17 protein-coding genes and 1 riboswitch are annotated in these 20,872 nt (G+C 65.2%); of the genes, 7 read left to right on the top strand and 10 right to left on the bottom strand.

All coding sequences use genetic code 11. The annotated features are described in order from the left end of the window. Positions 1-216 precede the first annotated feature (216 nt). On the top strand, positions 217-678 hold the full coding sequence (locus D7S86_RS19300; RefSeq protein WP_121088485.1) for an Rrf2 family transcriptional regulator: 462 nt from the start codon (positions 217-219) through the stop codon (positions 676-678). Positions 679-888: 210 nt separating this feature from the next. Next, positions 889-3,432 carry a mechanosensitive ion channel family protein gene (locus D7S86_RS19305; protein WP_240648287.1) on the top strand — a complete coding sequence of 848 codons (2,544 nt, stop codon included), beginning with the start codon at positions 889-891 and terminating at the stop codon, positions 3,430-3,432. Between the two features lie 77 nt (positions 3,433-3,509). Here D7S86_RS19305 and D7S86_RS19310 read toward each other — a convergent pair whose 3' ends face one another. After that, a complete protein-coding gene (locus D7S86_RS19310; RefSeq protein WP_240648288.1) occupies positions 3,510-4,058 on the bottom strand; it encodes a cysteine dioxygenase family protein in 549 nt (182 codons plus the stop codon). 205 nt (positions 4,059-4,263) lie between these two features. On the opposite strand from D7S86_RS19310, the gene D7S86_RS19315 reads away from it, so the two are divergent. Both D7S86_RS19315 and D7S86_RS19320 read left to right on the top strand, forming a co-directional pair. Beyond that, positions 4,264-4,728: an Lrp/AsnC family transcriptional regulator gene (locus D7S86_RS19315; RefSeq protein WP_121088488.1), complete on the top strand. Its 465-nt coding sequence runs from the start codon at positions 4,264-4,266 to the stop codon at positions 4,726-4,728. A 65-nt stretch (positions 4,729-4,793) separates the two neighbouring features. Continuing rightward, positions 4,794-5,006: a hypothetical protein gene (locus tag D7S86_RS19320; RefSeq protein ID WP_121088489.1), complete on the top strand. Its 213-nt coding sequence runs from the start codon at positions 4,794-4,796 to the stop codon at positions 5,004-5,006. A 58-nt stretch (positions 5,007-5,064) separates the two neighbouring features. Here the strand turns inward: D7S86_RS19320 and D7S86_RS19325 are convergent, their stop codons facing one another. The 8 genes from D7S86_RS19325 to D7S86_RS19360 all read right to left on the bottom strand — a co-directional run bounded on the left by D7S86_RS19325 (position 5,065) and on the right by D7S86_RS19360 (position 18,463). Next, on the bottom strand, positions 5,065-7,443 hold the full coding sequence (locus D7S86_RS19325; RefSeq protein ID WP_121088490.1) for an FUSC family protein: 2,379 nt from the start codon (positions 7,441-7,443) through the stop codon (positions 5,065-5,067). 224 nt (positions 7,444-7,667) lie between these two features. Next, complete coding sequence (arfB, locus tag D7S86_RS19330) at positions 7,668-8,075, bottom strand: alternative ribosome rescue aminoacyl-tRNA hydrolase ArfB (RefSeq protein ID WP_121088491.1); 408 nt, start codon at positions 8,073-8,075, stop codon at positions 7,668-7,670. Positions 8,076-8,087: 12 nt separating this feature from the next. Then, positions 8,088-9,425: an EAL domain-containing protein gene (locus D7S86_RS19335; RefSeq protein WP_121088492.1), complete on the bottom strand. Its 1,338-nt coding sequence runs from the start codon at positions 9,423-9,425 to the stop codon at positions 8,088-8,090. 61 nt (positions 9,426-9,486) lie between these two features. Further along, positions 9,487-10,866 carry a sensor domain-containing diguanylate cyclase gene (locus tag D7S86_RS19340; protein WP_158602030.1) on the bottom strand — a complete coding sequence of 460 codons (1,380 nt, stop codon included), beginning with the start codon at positions 10,864-10,866 and terminating at the stop codon, positions 9,487-9,489. 454 nt (positions 10,867-11,320) lie between these two features. Continuing rightward, positions 11,321-12,958 (bottom strand): L-lactate permease, encoded by a 1,638-nt coding sequence (locus D7S86_RS19345; protein WP_121088494.1) that lies wholly within the window; start codon positions 12,956-12,958, stop codon positions 11,321-11,323. A gap of 440 nt (positions 12,959-13,398) precedes the next feature. Further along, positions 13,399-13,764, bottom strand: coding sequence for a hypothetical protein (locus D7S86_RS19350; RefSeq protein WP_147432391.1), 366 nt, complete (start codon positions 13,762-13,764; stop codon positions 13,399-13,401). Positions 13,765-14,076: 312 nt separating this feature from the next. Further along, positions 14,077-15,993, bottom strand: a complete 1,917-nt coding sequence (gene thiC, locus D7S86_RS19355; RefSeq protein WP_121088496.1) for a phosphomethylpyrimidine synthase ThiC — start codon at positions 15,991-15,993, stop codon at positions 14,077-14,079. A 73-nt stretch (positions 15,994-16,066) separates the two neighbouring features. After that, positions 16,067-16,168, bottom strand: a riboswitch (TPP riboswitch). A 123-nt stretch (positions 16,169-16,291) separates the two neighbouring features. Beyond that, positions 16,292-18,463 (bottom strand): NADPH-dependent 2,4-dienoyl-CoA reductase, encoded by a 2,172-nt coding sequence (locus D7S86_RS19360; protein ID WP_121088497.1) that lies wholly within the window; start codon positions 18,461-18,463, stop codon positions 16,292-16,294. Between the two features lie 349 nt (positions 18,464-18,812). Between D7S86_RS19360 and D7S86_RS19365 the strand changes: the two genes are divergently transcribed. From D7S86_RS19365 to D7S86_RS19375, 3 genes are all read left to right on the top strand, one after another. Continuing rightward, positions 18,813-18,989 (top strand): DUF1328 family protein, encoded by a 177-nt coding sequence (locus tag D7S86_RS19365; RefSeq protein ID WP_121088498.1) that lies wholly within the window; start codon positions 18,813-18,815, stop codon positions 18,987-18,989. 39 nt (positions 18,990-19,028) lie between these two features. Next, positions 19,029-19,190 (top strand): DUF1328 domain-containing protein, encoded by a 162-nt coding sequence (locus D7S86_RS19370; protein ID WP_121088499.1) that lies wholly within the window; start codon positions 19,029-19,031, stop codon positions 19,188-19,190. 113 nt (positions 19,191-19,303) lie between these two features. Further along, positions 19,304-19,822, top strand: a complete 519-nt coding sequence (locus tag D7S86_RS19375) for a ferritin-like domain-containing protein (RefSeq protein ID WP_240648299.1) — start codon at positions 19,304-19,306, stop codon at positions 19,820-19,822. A gap of 174 nt (positions 19,823-19,996) precedes the next feature. Here D7S86_RS19375 and D7S86_RS19380 read toward each other — a convergent pair whose 3' ends face one another. Next, positions 19,997-20,797 (bottom strand): phosphodiesterase, encoded by an 801-nt coding sequence (locus D7S86_RS19380; protein WP_121088501.1) that lies wholly within the window; start codon positions 20,795-20,797, stop codon positions 19,997-19,999. Positions 20,798-20,872 lie beyond the last annotated feature (75 nt).

Consider the following 20,872-nt stretch of genomic DNA (forward strand, 5'->3'; position numbering starts at 1 on the left):
GTGAGGCGCATCGATGCGCACGGATCGTCCGCGCCGGTAAGAACATGTAACTGCCCACAACACACAGGCGATCCTTTGCGTCGCACTTATCCCTTGACCGTGGGTATATCTGTACCTATGCTCGTTTCAGTTTCCCGGTTCAAGCCCGAACCGCGAGACCCTTGGCAATTGTGAGCATGTTTGCCTTGATCATTGAGTGATCGACGAGGAGAGACAGTGAACACCAGTAGTCGGTTCGCGGTCGGTGTACATATCCTGGCCATGCTTGCCCTTCATGACGGATCGCCGCTGTCGTCCGAGCGCATTGCGGCCAGCGTCAACACCAACCCGGCGCTGATTCGGCGCCTGCTGTCGATGCTCGCGCAGGCGGGCCTGACGACAGCGCAGCTCGGCACCGGCGGGGGCGCATTGCTCGCGCGCGATCCCGCCGAGATTCGGCTCGTCGATGTGTATCGCGCACTCGAAGATGCACCGGTGTTCGCCTTGCATCGCGAACGCCCGGCGGCGGGGTCGGTGGTCGGCCGACACATCCGCACGGTGCTGCTCGAAGTGTCGGATCGCATCGAACACGCGATCGATGCGACGCTCGCCGAGCAGACTCTCGCAGATCTGGCGAGCTCGCTGACGCAGCACGAGAAAGCGCGTGTCCGCAAGGTCGCGAAGCGCAAGGTCGGCTGAGTCTTCGCGAAACGTTTTGTTGCAAACGATCGGCTCGCGCACGGGTCGATCGACGTTTTGGCGCGCTGCGAGCGGGCACAATAGCGGCCGATGTCGTCACGGCGATTGCAAAACCGTGACGCTCGATTGTGTTCATGTCTTGCAGAGGGCTCGATGCGTCCGTCGTGTTCGACAATCCAGCCAAGCTGTGCCGCGCGCCCGCATGCGCGGTTGACCGGCGTTCTGGTTTTCTTGTGCCTGCTCGTTGCGATGAGCGCGGCGTTCGTCTCGCCGTGCGCGCATGCCGCGGATGCGGGTAGCGCCGCGCCCGCGCCCGCCACCGTCGCGCCGACCGGCGCCGCCGCCGCGATTCCCTCGCTGCCCGCATTCGCGAAGCTGATCGCCCCCGCGCAGCCCGCATCGGCCGCTTCGGCCCCGAGCCCGGCGAGTCAGGCCGAACTCGAGCAGTCGCTCGACTCGGTCATTTCGACGCTCGACAACGACAAGCAGCGCACGGCGCTCGTCACGCAACTCAAGAAGCTTCGCGATGCGAACCGTCTCGCCGATGCCTCGCAGACGGCGGCGCCGCCCGCGAGCGCGGGTTTGCTCGGCGCGATCGCGACAGGCTTGACCGAAGTCCAGCAAAACGTGCGCGTGGGCCGCTCGCCGTATCGCTACTGGCAATCGCGCATGCACGCGGCCGCGCGCGACTGGGTCGGGATCTTCTACGGCAGCACGGGCACGCCGTTCAAGGAGCTCGTGCTCGATTTCTTTTCGCTGCTCGCGCTCTGGGCTTTCACCGTGTTCGCGCTCGCGTACGCCGAGCGCCGCTGTGCGCGCTATTTCCGCTACACGGTCCGACTCCAGCCGAATCCGACGACGCCCGCACTGCTGTTGTTCGCGACGCGCCGAATTGCGCCTTTGACAGTTGCTTTTGTCGTGACACTCACGCTGCAGCGCATGCTCGATCCGTCGCTGGGCCGCATGCTCGTGGTCATCGTGGCCTATGCGATCGTCGCGGGCGCGGTGTTCTCGGCATTGTGTCTGATCATGTTCTCGCTTTTTTCCGCGGGACATCGGCGCGCGGCGGTCCAGGTGCTGCTCGTGCGCGCGCGCCGCCTTCTCGTGCTCGTCGGCGTGCTCGGCGCGCTCGGCGACGCGGCCGTCGACGATCGCGTCGTCGCGATGCTCGGCGGCAATCTCGCCGCGCTGTTGTCGACGTTTTGTAATATGGGCGCGGCCATCAGCGTCGCCGTTTTCGCGCTCGCGTTCCGGCGTCCGATCGCGCATCTGCTCGGCAATCGCGCCTATGAATACCGGACCGCGCATCGCGCGCGCAACGAAACGTTCTCGATCATCGCTTCGCTCTGGCATATGCCGGTCCTGCTGTTGTGCTTCGCGTCGATCCTCGCGACGATCATGGGCACGGATTCATCCGAGCATGTGCTCCAGAAGGCGATCGGCAGCGCGGTGCTGATGGTCGTCGCGTTCTTCCTGACCGCGATCATCCGGCACCTGACGCGCTCGCCCGAACGCGCGAGACGTCGCCAGCGGCATGGGCAATCCGTGTATCTGATCCGTCTCGTGCGGTTCTTCGGTTCGCTGCTGACGGTGTTCGTCTGGCTCGGTTTTATCGAACTCAATGCGCGGGTCTGGGATCATTCGGTCCTGCGCTTCGCGCGCGAATCCGCGAGCGGGCGCGGCATCAGCCACTCGATCTTCAGCATCTGCGCGACCTTGTTCTTCTCATGGCTCGTCTGGATCATCCTCGACACGGCCGTAACCGAGGCGCTCAATCCGACGACGCATCGCGGCAAGCAGTCCAAGCCGAGCAGCCGCGCGCGCACGATGCTGCCGCTGATCCGCAACTTCACGTTCGTCGTGATCCTCGTGATCGTCATCATTTCGACGCTCGCGAATCTGGGCATCAACGTCACGCCGCTGATCGCGGGCGCGAGCGTGATCGGTCTCGCGTTCGGCTTCGGCGCGCAGTCGCTCGTTCAGGACCTGATCACGGGCCTGTTCATCCTGATCGAGGACACGATCTCGGTCGGCGACTCGATCGAAGTCGACGGCGGTCATGCGGGCATTGTCGAGACGCTGAGCATCCGCACCTGCCGTCTGCGCGATTCGCAAGGCGCGATCCATGCGATTCCGTTTTCTCAGATCAAGACGATCAAGAACCTCTCACGCGATTTCGCCTATGCGGTGTTCGACGTGCGCGTGCCGTTCTCGGCCGATGTCGATCAGATCACCGAATTGATTCGCGAAGTCGGCAAGGACCTGCACGACGACGTCCGCTACCGGCGCGAAATGCTCGGCCCCGTCGAGGTGTTCGGGCTCGACCGCTTCGATCCGAACTGGATGGTCATCAAGGGGCAGATTCGCACGCGTCCGCTTCAGCAATGGCCGATCGTGCGCGCGTTCAATCAGCGTTTGAAGCGCAAGATGGACGAGGCGGGTGTCGAGATTCCCGTGCCGCAGATGATGCTGCGCTCGTCGACCGACGCGCAGGCGGTGGCATCGCGCGACGACGCGAGCGCGCCGATGCCGGCGCGTGATACATGGCAACCGCTCGCGCCGCGCTCGGCGCACGGCGACGAACCGGCCGCCGAGCATCCTGGCGAGCATGACACTGGGCATGGCGGTCAGCACGGCGCCGCGCCGACGTCGAAAAAGCCCTTGGCTTCGAGCGATGTCGCGCAGGCATCGCAGGCGTCGAACGACATCCAGCCGCAGATCTCGACCGCGGGCGAGGGCGTCGGCCCGCGTTAGCCGACTTATTCGGCTTATTGGGCTTACTCGGCTTACTCGGCTTACTCGGCTTACTCGGCTTACTCGGCTTACTCGGCTTACTCGGCTTCGGCCGCCGTGGCGCTGAGCACGGGATCGTCGAGATCGACGAGCCGATTGACACGTGACGCGAGCGCGTCGGCATGCACGCCGTAGACATGGATGGAGACCGCCACGGTCGTACCGCGATTCGCGAGCCGGTGTATCCCATCGGACGCCGGGCCGACAAACGACGCCGCGCCGGCGGGCCGCATCCGCGTGCCGATATATGACGCGCGGCCGTCCGTGCCGCGCGCGCTGAACCATTCCTCGGTCAAGGCGCCCTTGACGACCCGATATCCGCACCACGTGTGATGCCCATGCACGGGCGTGACTTGTCCGGGGCGCCAGATCAGCGCAGCGGCCGCGAAGCGGCCCGACGCGTCGCTTGCGAGCAGATGACGTGCGTAGCGTTCGGCGCATCCGTCGAGCACGTTCGCGGGCAGCAGGTCGACGAGCGGCGCGGCCTCCCTTAACGCGTCGCATACGCGAGCCTCGAACGTATCGGCATGCGCGCCGCACGCGCCTTCGAGCACGCGGCGGAAGTGCGTCGAAAGGTCATCGAACATGGCCTGTGCATGGTTTGTGCTCGTGACAGAGCGCACGGTGGCGGCGGGGCGGTCGGCCCGGCCGGCGCGATAGGGACCTGAACTCATGGATCGGCGCAAAAGTCTGATTCGATGAGGAGATTTATATCATTCAAAACATTGAATTTTTTTCTAAAAAATTGTATTTAAGATTTTTTAAATAGAACGATTTTCTACGGAACCGATCATGGATCAGATTGACCGCAAACTGCTCGAATTGCTTCAGCGAGACGCGACGACACCCGTGGCCGAGTTGGCCCAGCAGGTCAATCTGTCTCAGACGCCGTGCTGGAAGCGCGTCCAGCGGCTCAAGGAAAGCGGCGTGATTCGCTCGCAGGTCGCGCTGTGCGATGCGCGCAAGCTCGGTGTCGGCACGACGGTGTTCGTGTCGATACGCACGAATCAGCACAACGAGGCCTGGGCGCGACAGTTCACCGACGCTGTCACGGCGATTCCCGAAGTCGTCGAGGTCTATCGGATGAGCGGGGAGACGGACTATCTGTTGCGGATCGTCGTCGCGGATATCGACGACTACGATCGGATCTACAAGCGGCTGATTCGCGACGTCTCGCTGCACGACGTGAGTTCGAGTTTCGCCATGGAGCAGATCAAGTATTCGACGGCGCTGCCTGTCAGGTCGTTTGAGCAATAGCCGCGTAAAATGCGCGACAAACCCGCGCGCGCGTCGATGCGCCGCACGAACGTCTTCCACTGCCCATGAACGCCCCTAAAAAGAAACTCGATGCCGTTCGATCGATCGGCATTTTCGTGTTCGTTTTCGTCGCATTGATGATCGCGATGCTGCTCTATGAGGCGATCTCGGGTCGCAAGGAATACGAATCGGAACAGCGCGCGGCGGCGGATGTCTCGGCGAGCGCGGCCGAACCGGCGTCGGCGAGCGCGGCATCGGCCGCATCGGGCGCGAACTGACGTGGCCCCGATTCATGCGGCCCCGACTCATGCGGCCCGATCCGACGCCGCGAGATCGTCACGCCGGTAAGCGGATCGCGGCGGCGTCTTTGCGGATCCGCTCGGAGACCGCGATCATTTGCTTGGTCTGATGCACGAGCAGCTTGAGGTCTTGAATCGTCTCGGGGCTTGTCGACGGATCTTTTTCGAGCGCGACGACGAGGGTGTCGAGCACGCGCGAGCGTTCGCGCGGATCGCCCGTTTGCGCCGATAGATCGCCTTGCTCCGCATGCACGAGATTCGCGCGCACGTCGCCGAGCGCCGCGTCGAGTTTGGGCAAGTCCGCTTCGGGTGCGGGCGGCGCGACAAACAGCGGCGTCGCCGCGGCCATCTGCGAACCGAGCGTGTGACTTTGCACGAGCAGATCGTTGAGTTCGGCGACGAAGCGTTGCTGCGATTTCGGTTCGAGCATCATGCGCTGAAACGCATTGCCGAGATTCGCAAATGCGACGTGCATGTTCTTGCGTGCGAGACGCCGCGTGAAGTCCGCATCGATGACCGCATCGGCCGCGCGCGTCGGCGATCGGCTGCCCGCGCGCGCGCCGAGTTGTTCGCCGAGCTTGCCGCGTTGCATGAGCGGCGCGGCCGGCGCGACTTGAGCCGCGGCGAGGCCGGACGCGGACGCGGACGAAGACGATGCCGAAGATGGAGCGGATGCACCCGCGTTCGCTGCGCCGGCGGCCTCGGCGCCGCGCGGCCAGACTGCATCGAGATAGCGGCGCATCGATGCGATGACCTCGTTGACCGCGGGCCGCATCAGCCGGTATTCCCAGTACGGAAACAGATAGCTCGATCCGATCGCGAGCGCGCAGCCGACCGCCGTGTCGATCGCGCGCTCGCCGATGAGCCGCATGCTCGCGGGCGCGAGCAGGTGATAGAGGATCAGCACGAACGCCGACGTGAACGCGACGCTCGCCGTGTAGTTGAAGATCGTCAGGCTATACGACATGACCATGCACGCGGCCATGATCGCAAGCTCGATATCGCGGTTGTGGATCGACAGCACGAGCGCGACGCTCGCCGCGCAGCCGATTGCCGTGCCGATGATCCGCTGCGCATTGCGCTGTCGAGTCATCGAGAAGCCGGGCTTCAGAATGATGATCGTCGTCATGCAGATCCAGTAGCTGTGGGTCAGCGGCAGGATCTTGCCGAGCCAGAACCCGAGCGCGACGGCGATCGCGACGCGCAGCGCATGCCGGAAGCTCGGCGAGGCCATCGTGAGGTTCGACAGCAGCAGCCGCCATTGGACGCGGCGCGTGACGAGAAAGCGGTCGAGCGCCTTGTCGATGGGCATTTCAGGCTTCTGGACCGCGATGTCCCGATGCGTGTTCGCGCGCATCTTGTCGAGCACGCGCGCCGCGCTCCAGATGCGCCGGTATGACGCGACGACGGCCGAATAGGCCTCGGGATGTTGCGCCGGATAGTGCTTCTTGCGCAGTTGCTCGATCTCGTATTCGATCGCGCGGAATTCGGCCTTCGTATGCGTGCGCTCGTCGACGGGCGTATCGCGGAGCACGGCGAGGCCGACGTGTTCGAGATCGTCGGCCAGCTTGTCGAGCAGGTCGCGAAAGAACAGCATGAGGTCGGCGTCGCCGAAGGTCGAGCGCACGAGCGGATAGTCCGTGTGCGCGGCGAGCACGCCCTCGTGCAGATCGACCGTATTGATGAACAGATTGAACAGCACCGTGCGCCGCGCATCGAGCTGACCGTTTTCGAGCTTCGGCAGATTGCGCAGCGCGATATCGCGCGCGGCGTCCTGCTTGTCGACGGTCGGGATCTGACGCAGCACGAGATTCCGGTAGCACTCGTCGAGATCGCGTTGAGGGTCGTAGAACGCGGCGCGCGCACGGACGTATTCGGCGAGCGCGAACAGGTTGTCGGCGATGGCCTGCTGTTCGATGCGGTCGCGCAGCAGCGTGCTGAGCGCCGTGCTCCAGTAGGTGTACCAAAGGCCGCCCGCGAGGATCCAGCCGGCGTTCTCGAATGCCTCGACGACGGTGAAGCGTTCATCCATCGTGAGAATCATCATGAACAGCGTCGCAAAGCCGATCTGCGGCCAGCGGAATCCATAGACGACCGTCAGCGACAACGTGAACGACAGCGCGACGACCGTCACGAACAGCGCCACGGGCCAGGGCGTCACGAGCCCCGTGACGAGTGCCGACGCAAAGCCGAGCACCGCGCACGACAGCATCTCGTTGTGCTTGTATTTGATCGGACCCGGCATATCGACCGCGCATGCCGCGAGCGCACCGGCCGATATCGTGAAGCCGAGGTCGGTATCGTGCAGCACGAGCACGCAGAGAATCACGGGAAAGGAAACGCCGAACGCGATGCGCAGGCCGCCGTAGAAATACTGGCTATAGAGAAACTTTCTGATCTCGGTCGAATATCGCATCGAGGAACGGACGGCTTCGCGCGCCGACTTGCCATGGACGCCAGCAGTCTAGCGTGTCTGCCGGGCCCGCGGGATTCGGACTTGGCGGATCGATATGTGCGCGCCGGCGAACCGTGTGTGCGAATGCGCCGCGCGGGAGCGGCGACTCGATCGAGTGACAACGGCGTCGTCGTCGAGCGTGCCGTCGAGGCCCGGTCGAGTCCGGATCGAGCCTCAGTCGAACCTCAGTCGAGCACGCGACCGCGATTGGCCTTGATCTCGCCGCGTCGTGTTTTGCCGTCGAGACGCCGGACCTTTGACGCGAAGGTCGGCCGCGTCGCGCGCCGCGATGCCGGTGTGAAGCTCACGCGTTCGACGAGCTCGCGCAGTCGCGCGATGGCCTCTTCGCGGTTGCGTTCCTGGGTCCGTTGGGTTTGCGCCTTGATCACGATCACGCCCTCGCGCGTGATCCGATGATCGGCGAGCGCGAGCAGGCGTTCCTTGAGCACGTCGGGCAGCGACGACGCACGAATATCGAAGCGCAGATGCACGGCGCTCGACACCTTGTTGACGTTCTGGCCGCCCGCGCCTTGCGCGCGAACCGCGGTGATTTCGATGTCGTCGGGCGCAAGCGTGAAAGCGGTCCTCGACATGACGGGCAAGTCCTAGTCGGAATCGACGGCATCCATTTCGACGCCGTCATCATTGGGTACGAAGTCCGCGCAGAAGACCATCGTTCGGCCTTCGACCTGCACGGAGATCGCCGCAGTATGACAGCCCTTGCCCTCGGTCAGCGAGAAATACGGACCCATGACCGCCACGCGTCCCGGCGCCGCGATCGCGCGCTTGAAATACGCGCGTCGCGACCAGTTGCCGGGCGAGCCTTCGAGCAGCGGCGCGAGACGCCGCTTGGCCGCGTCGCGGCGTTCGCGCGGTCCGGCCTCGAGCGGGGCCGACACGGTGTCCTGCGTCTGGACGCCGTGTTCGTCGACCGTGAACACGCTGCGCGCGCCCGCGACTTCGAACACGATCGCGGCCGCGCGCGCGAGATCGCCGTCGCGCGAGTAGCAAAGCGCGGCGGCCGTCATCGTCGACTCGAACGATTCGAAGCGGATCGCGGGCAAATGCGGCACGCGTGCGCTGTGCGATGCGAACATCGGCCAGAGCAGCGGGGCGCGTTCGAGCGCCGATGCCTGTGCGCGCGTCAGCGAAAAGTGCGGACGGGCGAGCCAGTACCCCTGGACGAAATCGACGTCGGCCTCCATGAGGGCCATCAATTCGCCATCGGCCTCGACGCCTTCGGCGAGCACCATCGTGCCCGCCTGATGCAGCATCGAGACGAGATGCCGCATGAGTTCGTGATCGCTGTTGCGCTGCGTGAGCCGTCCGACGAGCGTGCGGTCGAGTTTGACGATGTCGGGCCGCGTCGACCAGATCCGGTCGAAGTTCGAGAAGCCGCTGCCGAAGTCGTCGATCGCGATCAGGAAGTTCTTGCTATGAAACGCATCGACGGTGCGCGCCAGCGTGCGCTCGTCGGTGGCCGGCTGTTCGAGCACTTCGAGCACGATGCGCTCGGCGGGCAGATTGAAGCGCTGGATCAGATGTTCGGCGAAGACAGCGTCTTCCCAGCTCGCTTCGAGGATCTGCGGCAGCACGTTGAGAAACAGCCAGCCGATCTCGCCGCCTTGATCGGCGAAGTTCGCGACGTGCACCGCGCGCGACAGGCGATCGAGCAGCACGGCTTCATCGTGGCGGCGTGCGAGCGAGAACACGAGCGGCGGCGGCAGCGCTTCGCCCTTGGGCGTGCGGGCGCGCATGAGCGCCTCGAAGCCGATGACCTTCGCATGCGAGACGCTGAGCACGGGCTGGAACGCGCTGCGGATCTCGATGCCCCGGTAGTTCGCGAACCAGCTGTTGCCGTCGCGTTCCATCATCGACAACAGCACCTCGAGCGTGGGGATCGCGCGGCGCGGCGGGGCGGCGGCAGCAGAGGCGCGACTCATCGAAACGTCCTCGATTCGGACCGCGCGGGGTCGCGGCCGGTACAACAGGTCAATGGAGTACTCATGATGCGGGGACTGCGACGTCCGAGAAGCAGACGCGGTTGCGGCCACTGTTTTTAGCCATATAGAGCGCGGTATCCGCGGCGCGCAACAGCGCGTCCGTCGCGGGAGGCGGCCGCTCGATCGTCGACGCGCCGACACTCAGCGTGACGATACCCGAAGGCGTCGGCGTCGGGATGCGCAGGGCGGAGACCGCGTCGCGCACACGCTCCGAGACGGTTGCGGCGCCCGCGCGATCCGTATCGGGCAGCACGAGCACGAACTCCTCGCCGCCATATCGCGCGACGAAGTCGCCGGGCCGCGCGGCCTGACGCGAGATCGCCGTCGCGACCGCGATCAGACATTCGTCGCCGCGCTGATGTCCATGCGTATCGTTGAACAGCTTGAAGTAATCGACATCGACCATGAGCACCGACAAGGGCCGACCCGTGCGCTTCGCGCGCTCGATTTCGCGCGCATAGCGTTCGTCGAAAAAGCGCCGGTTGTAGACGCCGGTCAGACCGTCGCGGATCGAGAACTCCTGAAGCCGCGCATGCGCGCGCTGGAGCCCGCGATACAGCCGGTTGATCTCCCAGAGCAGGACGCTGAGCACGGTGGTCGACGCCACGACCGAGGCCGCGCGCGCGGCGTACCAGCCGATCGAATACCGCGCGGATCCGAGCAGCGTGAGGCTCGCGTCGACGAGATTGGCGAGCGCGGCGACCGCGAGCCAGACGTCGAGCGTGGTCTGGAAGCGTCCCGACACGCAGATCGCGATCACTGTAACCAGGTTGATTGCAATAATCGCGGGGCCGATGGGACCGGTGCTCAGCGTGCGATACGAGCCGCCGGCCGCGATCAGCGGGGGCAGCAGCTGGTCGCAATGGGCGGCGAGCCAAGCGCCGCCCGCGGCGAGCAGCAAGGGGATGCCGATGCAGAGCAGGCCGACGAGGCGCAGCCGGTTCGGCTGGATCGGATCGATGCGCGTCTGGCGGCGCACGCAGGCCGAGGAAAGCAGCAAGAAAGGAAAGCCGCCGTGCCAGAAGACCCACATCCAGACCGCGCTTTGCGCGGACGCGCCGAGCAGACCTTGCGCCGAGAACACGCCTGGAAACATCAGCAATTGGAGCGTCACGGTGATCGCCGTGAACGCGTAGGCGCCGCTGAGCGAAGCCAGGAAAGGCTCGCGCGAGATGACAAACTGGGAACCGAGCAGATAGGCCGTGATGCCGTCGGTCAGCAGCACGGCCATGGCGAACAGCGGCAGGAAAGCCGCGATGACCGGCCCGGAGACGGACGCGATCGGCACCACGCAGACGACAGTCGCGACGAGGGCGAGCGTGACCGCGGCTGCCAGCGCCTGGTGTCGGCGCGAGGCGCGCAAGCCCGTCACATCGTCCATCCGATCTCCGCCTCCTTGATGACGGGGAGAATCTATCAGGGCGTGATGCGTCACCGATACCCGGGGAAAATCCCGCTTAAGTCCGCGTGGGGTCGTGCCGTTAAACAGGGGCATAGCAGTTCGATTCGTCGGCTTGCCCGGCCGCATGCGCCGAGGTTCGCCTTCCCCGCGAAGGGGCTGTCGCCGCGCTTGCGTGCATCATGCGCGGAGCCGTTACCATGCATTCTAAGGGCGATGACGGATGCCGCACGGCGCGATTTGAGGCCGATTCGCGCGTTTGTTCCCGGAATCGAACGGTCGGCGACCCGCGAGGTTTGACGCCCGCGGGCCGCCGGGTCTCCAGGCGATGCAGGCCCGTAGCGGGCCGGGCACGGGGTTCGGGCGATATGACTGACCGACGCGGCGAGCCGATGCGGCACCGAGCACGGCGGTCAGCATGGCGCTCAATACCGCATCAATACGGCGGAATCATCCACGTCAGCACGTTCTGCTGGAACCAGACGAGGATGCCGAGCACGATCGTCAGCACGAGGCTGTGCTTGAACGTTTTTGCGAATACGTCGCCCTCGCGGCCCTTGAGTTCGGTGGTCGCGACGCCCGTCGAGATGTTCTGCGGCGAAATCATCTTGCCCATGACGCCGCCCGACGAATTGGTGGCCGCCATCAGCACGGGATCGAGATTGAGCTGATGCGCGGCGACGACCTGCAGGTTGCCGAATAGCGCATTGCCCGACGTGTCGCTGCCCGACAGGAACACGGCGACCCAGCCGAGAAACGCCGACACGAGCGGAAAGAACGCGCCGACCGATGCCGCGCCGAGTCCGAGCGTGTAGGTCATGCCCGAGTAATTCATCAGATAGGCAAGACCGACGATCATCGCGACCGTCAGGATCGCCATGCGCGTCTGGACCCATGTCTCGCGAATCGCCGTGAAGAACTCGCGCGCGGGCAAGCGAACGATCGCGGCGGTCAGGATCGCGGCGACGAGGATCGCGGTGCCCGTCGCGAGCGGCTGGAAGTCCCAGATCGCGGGATAGGGTTTTTTATACAGCGTAATGAACACGGCGTTGTGCAGGCCCGGCCAGGGGATCTTCACGTCGCCGATCGCGAAGATCTGCGCGACCGTCCAGACGATCACGACGACCGAGACGATGATCCAAGGCAGCCAGCCTTGCGCGCCGCTGACGTTCGCGCGGCCGGGCGCCGCGGCGTCATGTGTGGCCTCGTGCGCGGCCATGGCCGCGCGGTCGATCGCGAGCGCGAAGCGCGGCTCGTTCGCGGGCTTCCAGACGCGCAGGAAGGCAATCGTGACGATCAGCGAGACGAGCGACGACAGCACGTCGGTCAGGCTGTAGTTGATGTAGTTCGAGACGACGAATTGGGTGACCGCGAAGCTGCCGCCCGCCACGAGCAACACGGGCCAGATGCGCAGCATCGCGCGCCAGCCGGCATAGACGGCGATCACGTAGAACGGCAGCACGAACGCGAAGAGCGGCAACTGCCGTCCGACCATCTGGCTCAGCGCGATCGGCGGCAGATGTGTGACCGCGCCGAGTACGGTGATCGGCACGCCGAGCGCGCCGAAGGCGACGGGCGCCGTGTTGAAGATCAGCGTGAAGGTCAGGGCCTCGAGCGCGGGAAAACCGAGCAGGATCAACAGCGAGCTTGTGATCGCGATCGGTGTGCCGAAGCCGGAAATGCCTTCGAGCAGGGCGCCGAACGAGAAGCCGATGACGACGAGCACGACGCGGCGATCGTTGGGAATGTTGTCGATCATCCAGCGCCGGAACGCGTCGAAGCGCCCCGAGCGTTGCGCGACGTTGTAGAGCAGGATCGCCGAGAACACGATCCACATGACGGGCCAGAGCGCGAACACGATGCCGTTCGCGACGGCGGCAAACGCGAGATTGACCGGGAATTGCCAACAGGCGATGGCGATCACGATACCGGCCACGAGGCCGCCGAGCGAGGCCTGCCATGCGGGCCGGCGCAGCCAGCCGAGCATCGCGAGCACCACGACGATCGGAATCGCCGCGACGATGAACGACGGCAGCAGGGCGCTGCCGATCGGTGTCAGTAGTTGCTGGAACATCTCGTCTCCTGTTTATTGTGGCTATGAGAAACAAGCTGAGACCCAGGTGCTGCGATGCGTCGGGCCGCGAGGCGCCAGACACTTAAAAAAGGCTAGTAAGGGGGACATGCATGCGCAATCGGCACTTACGCGCGGTTATCCGCGAAGGGGGGCACGCGGCAGGTCGAGAAGGAAAAAACGCCCGACGACGCGGCGCGTGGTCAGGCGTTTTGGGTGTGCCGACGAGGGCGGCAGCGGGTGGCATCGCGCGGGGCGACGCCCTGTTTCCATGGACGCCCCACTCGAATGTCAGGGCGAGGCCGGCGTGTCGGGCCGGCGTATCCGGGGCGTGTGTCTGGCTGTGTGTCTGGCTGTGTAGCCGGCTCGTGTCTCGAGCCTGCGTATTGCGCGGATCTATCGACCCGGTTCGTACTGCGCTGCCTGAAGCGATCGACGCGGCATCAACGCCAGTGTCCGCCGAACGAGAAGCCCAGGCCGATGGCCGGTCCGCCGTAGACGGGGTAGCCCGGATACGCGGGGTAGCCATAGTAGGCCGGATAGGTCGGGTAAGCCGGATACGCGGGATAGGCGTAATAGGCGGCACCGCCGTTATACCCGGGGGGCACGGCTTGCGCTTGCGACGCGGACGCCGGGGGCTGCGCAGTCTGTGCCGATCCCTGTTGCGGATAATCGGGCGAGTTCGGCGGAATCGTTTCGACGCCCGCGCTCTGCGCGGGCACGGTCGGGTAATACACGTAAGGCCCCGGGTAGTAGCACCCCGAAAGCACGAGCGCGGCCGCGGCCACGCTGATCAAACCGGTCTTCATTTCCATTCTCCCGGGCGGCGACCGAGATGTCGCACGCGATGCCTCAAGGATATGAAAATTCGTGCCCTCGTGGATTGCAAAAGGCGTCACGCATGTTTCAGCAGATTTCAGCGCGCACGAATCCGATCTATTCGTCGTGAACCGAACACCCCAAGCGCGAGGCGTGCGCGTTTTACGCGCGGCTTCGCGCATGGGCGCGTCATGCGCGCGCTGTGGGGGCGTGGAGCATGCGGCGAGGCTCGCGGCCGCGTGAGACGCTGACTGAGGCCGGTCGACGTCGCTTCGAGGACGACGCCGACCTTCGATGCCGTCTTACTGCTTCTGATAGATTTCGGCGCCCGCGCGGACGAACTCGACGGCCTTGACTTCCATCCCCTTGTGCAAGGCCTCCGTGTCGCTGACACCCGTTTTCGCGGCGTATTCGCGCACGTCCTGCGTGATCTTCATCGAGCAGAAATGCGGACCGCACATCGAGCAGAAATGCGCGACCTTCGCCGAGTCCTTCGGCAGGGTTTCGTCGTGGAATTCGCGCGCCTTGTCGGGGTCGAGGCCGAGATTGAACTGGTCTTCCCAACGGAACTCGAAACGCGCCTTCGACAACGCGTTGTCGCGGACTTGCGCGCCCGGATGGCCCTTCGCGAGATCGGCCGCGTGCGCCGCGAGCTTGTACGTGATGATGCCTTCCTTGACGTCGTCCTTGTCGGGCAGGCCCAGGTGCTCTTTCGGCGTCACGTAGCAGAGCATCGCCGTGCCGTACCAGCCGATCATGGCCGCGCCGATCCCCGACGTGATGTGATCGTAGCCCGGTGCGATATCCGTCGTCAGCGGTCCGAGCGTATAGAACGGCGCTTCGTCGCAGTACTCGAGTTGGAGGTCCATGTTTTCCTTGATCAACTGCATCGGCACGTGGCCGGGGCCTTCGATCATGACCTGAACGTCATGCTTCCAGGCGATCTGCGTGAGTTCGCCGAGCGTCTTGAGTTCGGAGAGCTGAGCTTCGTCGTTCGCGTCGTAGATCGAGCCCGGACGCAAGCCGTCGCCGAGCGAGAACGCCACGTCGTAAGCCTTCATGATCTCGCAGATGTCCTCGAAGTGCTCGTAGAGGAAGCTTTCGCGATGATGCGCGAGACACCACTTGGCCATGATCGAGCCGCCGCGCGACACGATGCCCGTCATGCGATTCGCGGTCATCGGCACATAGCGCAACAGCACGCCCGCGTGGATCGTGAAGTAGTCGACGCCTTGCTCGGCCTGTTCGATCAGCGTGTCGCGGAAGATCTCCCACGTGAGGTCCTCGGCTTTGCCGTTGACCTTTTCGAGGGCCTGATAGATCGGCACCGTGCCGATCGGCACGGGACTGTTGCGGATGATCCACTCGCGCGTCTCGTGGATGTTCTTGCCCGTCGAGAGATCCATGACCGTGTCGCCGCCCCAGCGGATCGCCCAGGTCATCTTGTCGACTTCTTCGCCGATCGACGACGTGACGGCCGAGTTGCCGATATTCGCGTTGATCTTCACGAGGAAATTGCGGCCGATGATCATCGGCTCGCTTTCGGGGTGATTGATGTTGTTCGGCAGGATCGCGCGGCCGCGCGCGATTTCGTCGCGCACGAATTCGGGCGTGATCTCGCGCGGGATCGCGGCGCCGAAGTTCTGGCCCGGATGCTGGCGATTCATGAGTTCGGCGAGCTTCGCGCCTTGCGGACCCGAGGCGCGCAGCGTCTCGACATATTCGGCGCGACGCTGGTTTTCGCGGATCGCGACGTATTCCATTTCGGGCGTGATGATGCCCTGGCGCGCGTAGTGCATCTGCGAGACGTTGCGCCCCTTTTTCGCGCGGCGCGGATGACGATGCAGCGTCGGGAAACGCAGGTCCGCGGTGGCGGGATCGGCGGCGCGCTCGCGGCCGAATGCGCTCGACAGATGGGCGAGCGATTCCGTGTCGCCGCGCTCCTCGATCCAGCGTGCGCGCAGTTCGGGCAGACCCGAGCGGATGTCGATCTTGACGTCGGGGTCCGTGTAGGGGCCCGATGTGTCATAGACGTGGATCGGCGGATTCCGCTCGCCGCCGAAGCCGGTCGGCGTGTCGGACTGCGTGATTTCGCGCATCGGCACGCGGACGTCGGCGCGCGAGCCCGTCACGTAGATCTTGCGCGAGTTCGGCAGCGGTTGGATCGCCGCGGCATCGACGTGCGCGTCGGCGGAAATGAATTTGGGGTTGGCGTTCATCGCATCTCCTGAGGGGGACTACGCAGGAGATCCGGGCGTGTCAACGGAGAAGGAGGGTTGGCGGCGAAGGGAGGGCGTTCGTCACCACGCTCCCTGCGCTGGCATTATCCAGATCAGGTTCAAAGGGTATTTCTCACCCGCAACGACAATCGTTGCAGGACCCCTGCGTCGAGGTGCACACGATACACGCCGCGTGCGGTCACGGCAAGCCGGGCGCGTCGAGCGGCCTCAAGCGGACTCGCGCGGCCTCAAGCGGCCTCAGGTGGCGCCGAGTGTCGCTAAGCGGCGCCAAGTGACGTCAGAGCCGGTTGGCGCACTCCGCGCCTTCGCGGATCGCGCGCTTCGCGTCGAGCTCGCCCGCGAGGCGCGCGCCGCCGATCAGATGGAACGTCGTGCCGCCGCGTTCGAGTGCGTTCGCGCGGGACGTATCGGTGGAATCGGCCGGATAGAGCGTGCGCAGGGACTCCTGCCCCGCGCAGATGACAATGGTGTCGACTTCGAGGTGCTCGGCGCGGCCCGCGCGTTCGAGATGCAGTCCTGTCGAATCGATCGAACGGTAGGTGACGCCCGCGAGCATTTTGACGCCGTTGCGCACGAGCGTGGCGCGATGGACCCAGCCCGAGGTCTTGCCGAGACCGGCGCCGAGCTTGCCCGTCTTGCGCTGGAGCAGCCAGATCTGCCGAGGCGGATCGGCGGGGATCGCGGGCTTGAGCCCGCCGCGTTCGCGCACGAGCGGATCGACGCCCCATTCGTCGAACCACGTCGCGACGGGAACGGGCAGTGGTAGGTCCGCGCGATGCAGCAGGAATTCGGCGACGTCGAAGCCGATGCCGCCCGCGCCGACGATCGCCACGCGCTGGCCGACGGGCGCCCCGTGCAGCACGTCGACATACGAGACGACGTTGGGCCCGTCGCCGCCCGCGATGCCCGCCGCGCGCGGCACGATGCCCGTCGCGACGACGACGTGATCGGCATCGAGCGTCGCGAGCGCGTCGGGATCGATGCGCGTGCCGAGACGCACCTCGACACCGAGCGTCGCGAGGCGTGCGCGGAAATAGCGGAGCGTCTCGGCGAACTCTTCCTTGCCGGGGATGCGCATCGCGAGATTGAATTGCCCGCCGATTCGGTCAGCGGCGTCGTAGACCGTCACGCGATGGCCGCGCTCGGCCGCGACCGTCGCCGCGGACAAGCCCGCGGGTCCGGCGCCGATCACGACGACGTGTTTGGGGTGCGCGGTGCGCACATAGACGAGCGAGGTCTCGCGGGCCGCGCGCGGATTCACGAGACAGGTCGCGCGGAGGTTCTGGAACGTGTGATCGAGACAGGCCTGATTGCATGCGATGCACGTGTTGATCTCGTCGGCGCGGCCGTCCGCGGCCTTGTTGACGAAATCGGGGTCGGCGAGCAGCGGACGCGCCATCGAGACGAGGTCCGCGCTGCCGTCGGCGAGCAGCGCCTCGGCGACGTCGGGCGTGTTGATGCGGTTCGAGGCGACGACGGGCACCTTGAGCGATGCGCGCAGACGATGCGTAAAGGTGGCGAACGCGGCGCGCGGCACCGACGTCACGATCGTCGGCACACGCGCCTCATGCCATCCGATGCCCGTGTTGAGCAGCGTGATGCCCGCGCGCTCGAGCGCTTGCGCGACGGCGACCGTCTCGTCCCATGTCATGCCGTCGTCGACGAGATCGACGAGCGAGAGCCGATACATGACGATGAAGCGCTCGCCGACCGCGGCGCGCACGCGCCGAACGATTTCGATGGGCAGACGCATGCGGCCCTCGATGCCGCCGCCCCAGTCGTCGGTTCGCTTGTTCGTGCGCGGACTCAGAAACTGGTTGAGCAGATAGCCTTCGCTGCCCATGAGCTCGACCCCGTCATAACCGGCGCGTTGCGCGAGTCGCGCACAGCGCGCGAACGCGTCGATCGTGCGTTCGATGCCGCGTGCGTCGAGCGCGCGCGGCTTGAACTTCGAGATCGGCGAGCGGATCGCGGAGGCCGAGACGACGAAGGGTTGGTAACCGTACCGTCCCGCATGAAGAATCTGCATGACGATCTTGCCGCCTTCCTCGTGGACGGCGTCGGTCACGAGCCGATGGTTGCGCAGATCGAAGACCGAATTCAGCGTGCCGCCGAACGGCAGCAGCCAACCCTCGCGATTCGGCGAGATGCCGCCCGTCACGATGAGCCCGACGCCGCCTCGCGCGCGTTCGCGGAAATAGGCGGCGAGTTCGGGGTAGTGCCAGAAGCGGTCTTCGAGTCCCGTATGCATCGATCCCATGACGACGCGGTTGCGCAGCGTCGTGAAGCCGAGATCGAGCGGGGCGGTCAGGCGCGGATAGGGATCGCGGGGCGAGCCCGGCGTAAGCGATGGCGAGGCGGCGCGCGAGATGGCGTCGGGGGCGGCGGCATCAGGGGCGGCCTCAGGGGCAGCGTTGTGCGTGGCGTCGGACGGCGTGGGGATCGACATGGGCGGAACGGGGCGCGACGCCCTCTGGAATTTTTGGCGCACGATACACCGCCGCGCGCCGTGTGGCGAGGAGGGCGTCCACTAGGATCGCCGCGCTCCGGCGGGCGCGCATGCGGGCTAGCCGAACGTGCGACGCGAGCGAGCGTCGTGCGCCGCGCGGGAGCGGGCACGCTCGATGCTCTTCTCGCTATGACGTTGCCGAGCCTCGATTGCCGTGGCGCGGCGTGTCGCGCGGTGCCGTCTTCGTAGTGGTCGTAGGCGAGGACGCGGCACGCGGGTGCGCTGCGATCGCGTCGATGCGGGGCATGTCGAGTTCAAACCGAGTTCAAACCGAAGGAGGGCACGCGCCATGCTCAAGTGGGCTTTTTTCTTTGCCGTCGTCGCGGTTGTCGCGGGCTTGCTCGGATTCACGGGTATCGCGGCGGGGGCGGCCGCGATCGCGAAGTTCCTGTTCTTTGTGTTCGTGGTTCTGTTCGTCGTCTTTCTCGTGCTGGGTTTCGTGATTGCGAAGAAGGTCGTCGACTAGCCGTCGCGCGCGCGTCGGCACAACAATAAGGAGGTCGCCATGCTTCACTATGCCATTGTGTTTTTTGTGATCGCGATCATTGCGGCGTTGTTCGGCTTTACGGGCATTGCGGCCGGCGCCGCGGAAATCGCGAAGATTCTTTTCTACATTTTCCTTGTCGTGTTCGTCGTGACGTTGCTGCTTGGCGTGTTTCGAACTTGATGGGACTCAGGGAGGCGCAGATGTCTGATACGACACAACACACGCGGCGTGCCGCCGGCCGGGACGACAAACACGACAAGGACGGCGCACGCGCGTCGCATCACGCGTTCGTGATGGATGTGGCGAAGATCCGCGAGCACGCGCGTCACGATATCGAGGAAGGCGCCGTGACCGAAGGCTATCGCGCGGATCGCGAGACGGTGATCCGGTTGCTCAACGATGCGCTGGCGACCGAAGTCGTCTGCGCGTTGCGATACAAGCGGCATTACTTCATGGCCAAGGGCATTCAGTCCGAAGCGGTCGCGGCCGAGTTCGCCGAGCACGCGACGCAGGAGCAGGAGCATGCGGACCGGCTCGCCGAACGCATCGTGCAGCTCGGCGGCGCGCCGGATTTTGCGCCCGATCGCCTGGCGTCGCGCAGTCACTCCGAATACACGGAGGGCACGACATTGACCGAGATGATTCGCGAGAACCTGATCGCCGAGCGGATCGCGATCGACAGTTATCGTGCGATTGTCACGTACCTTGGCGAGAACGACATCACGACGCGACGGATCTTCGAAGAGATTCTGGCCGTCGAGGAAGAGCATGCGGACGATATGGCCGATTTGCTGGCGGGGCGTGAGTCGTGAGTCGTTTGTCGTGAATCGCGCGTCGTGATGGGCGGACCGAACGTGGCGTCGCGCGGCGAACGCCGCATGAGTCGCGAGCCGTGAGGGGCGGGCATGACGTTAGGACCGTGAATCGAAGACGGTGAACGGTCCGACCTGACGCGCGAAGCATGCACGGCGACCGGCAAGGCGACGCTAGTACGGCGTCGCCTTGCCGTATTGTCCGAGCGGCGCATAGTGCGTGACGAGGCCGCGGTCCGGTTGCCAGTCGTGGATCGCGAAGCCGGGCGGTTCCATGATGTGGCCGAGCGGGACGTGCGCGCGGAAATCGAGCGCGACCTGATGCGCGGTCGATGGACACGTCGAGGCGATCGTGCCGCCGAAGCGCCGTACGATCGCGCGATGGACATGCCCGGCAATGACGCGTTCGATATTCGGATGAGCGTGCACGATCTGCGCGAAGGCACGCGCGTCGTCGGCCGCGAGGCAGATCGAATCCATTTCGGCGATGCCCGTCTCGAACGGCGGATGATGCAGCGCGATGACGACGGGGCGCTCGCGGCAGTGTTCGAGATGTGTGCGTAGCCAGTCGAGACGCGCGGCGCAGAGCGTGCCGCTGCTTTCGCCGTCGTTGAGCGAATCGAGTGCGATCACGTGAAGCGGGCCGACGTCGAACGCGTACTGGACGAACGCGCCGCCGTCGCGCAGATAGAGGTGGTCGTGGAAAGCGTCGCGCAGCGGCGCGCGCGCGTCGTGATTGCCGACCATCAGATAGCAGGGTTTCGCGAGTCGATCGAGATGCGTGCGCAGGTGCGCGTATTCATCGGGGCGGCCTGCATCGACGAGGTCGCCGGTGGCGATGACGGCGTCGATCTGGTCGCCGAGCGCGTTGAGGCCGTCGACGGCGCGCGCGAGAAAGTCGGCGGTGTCGATCGAGTCGTAGGCGAGTTCGCCGACGGGCTTGATATGCAGGTCGCTGATCTGTGCAAGACGCATGGCGATGGTTCTCGCGAGGGGCGGAGTCTTGATGGGTGGGGGTGATGCGGATTGCATGTTAGCGCGAGTCGTCGA

The sequence above is a fragment of the Pararobbsia silviterrae genome, from assembly GCF_003628125.1.
Taxonomy (GTDB): Bacteria; Pseudomonadota; Gammaproteobacteria; order Burkholderiales; family Burkholderiaceae; genus Pararobbsia; species Pararobbsia silviterrae.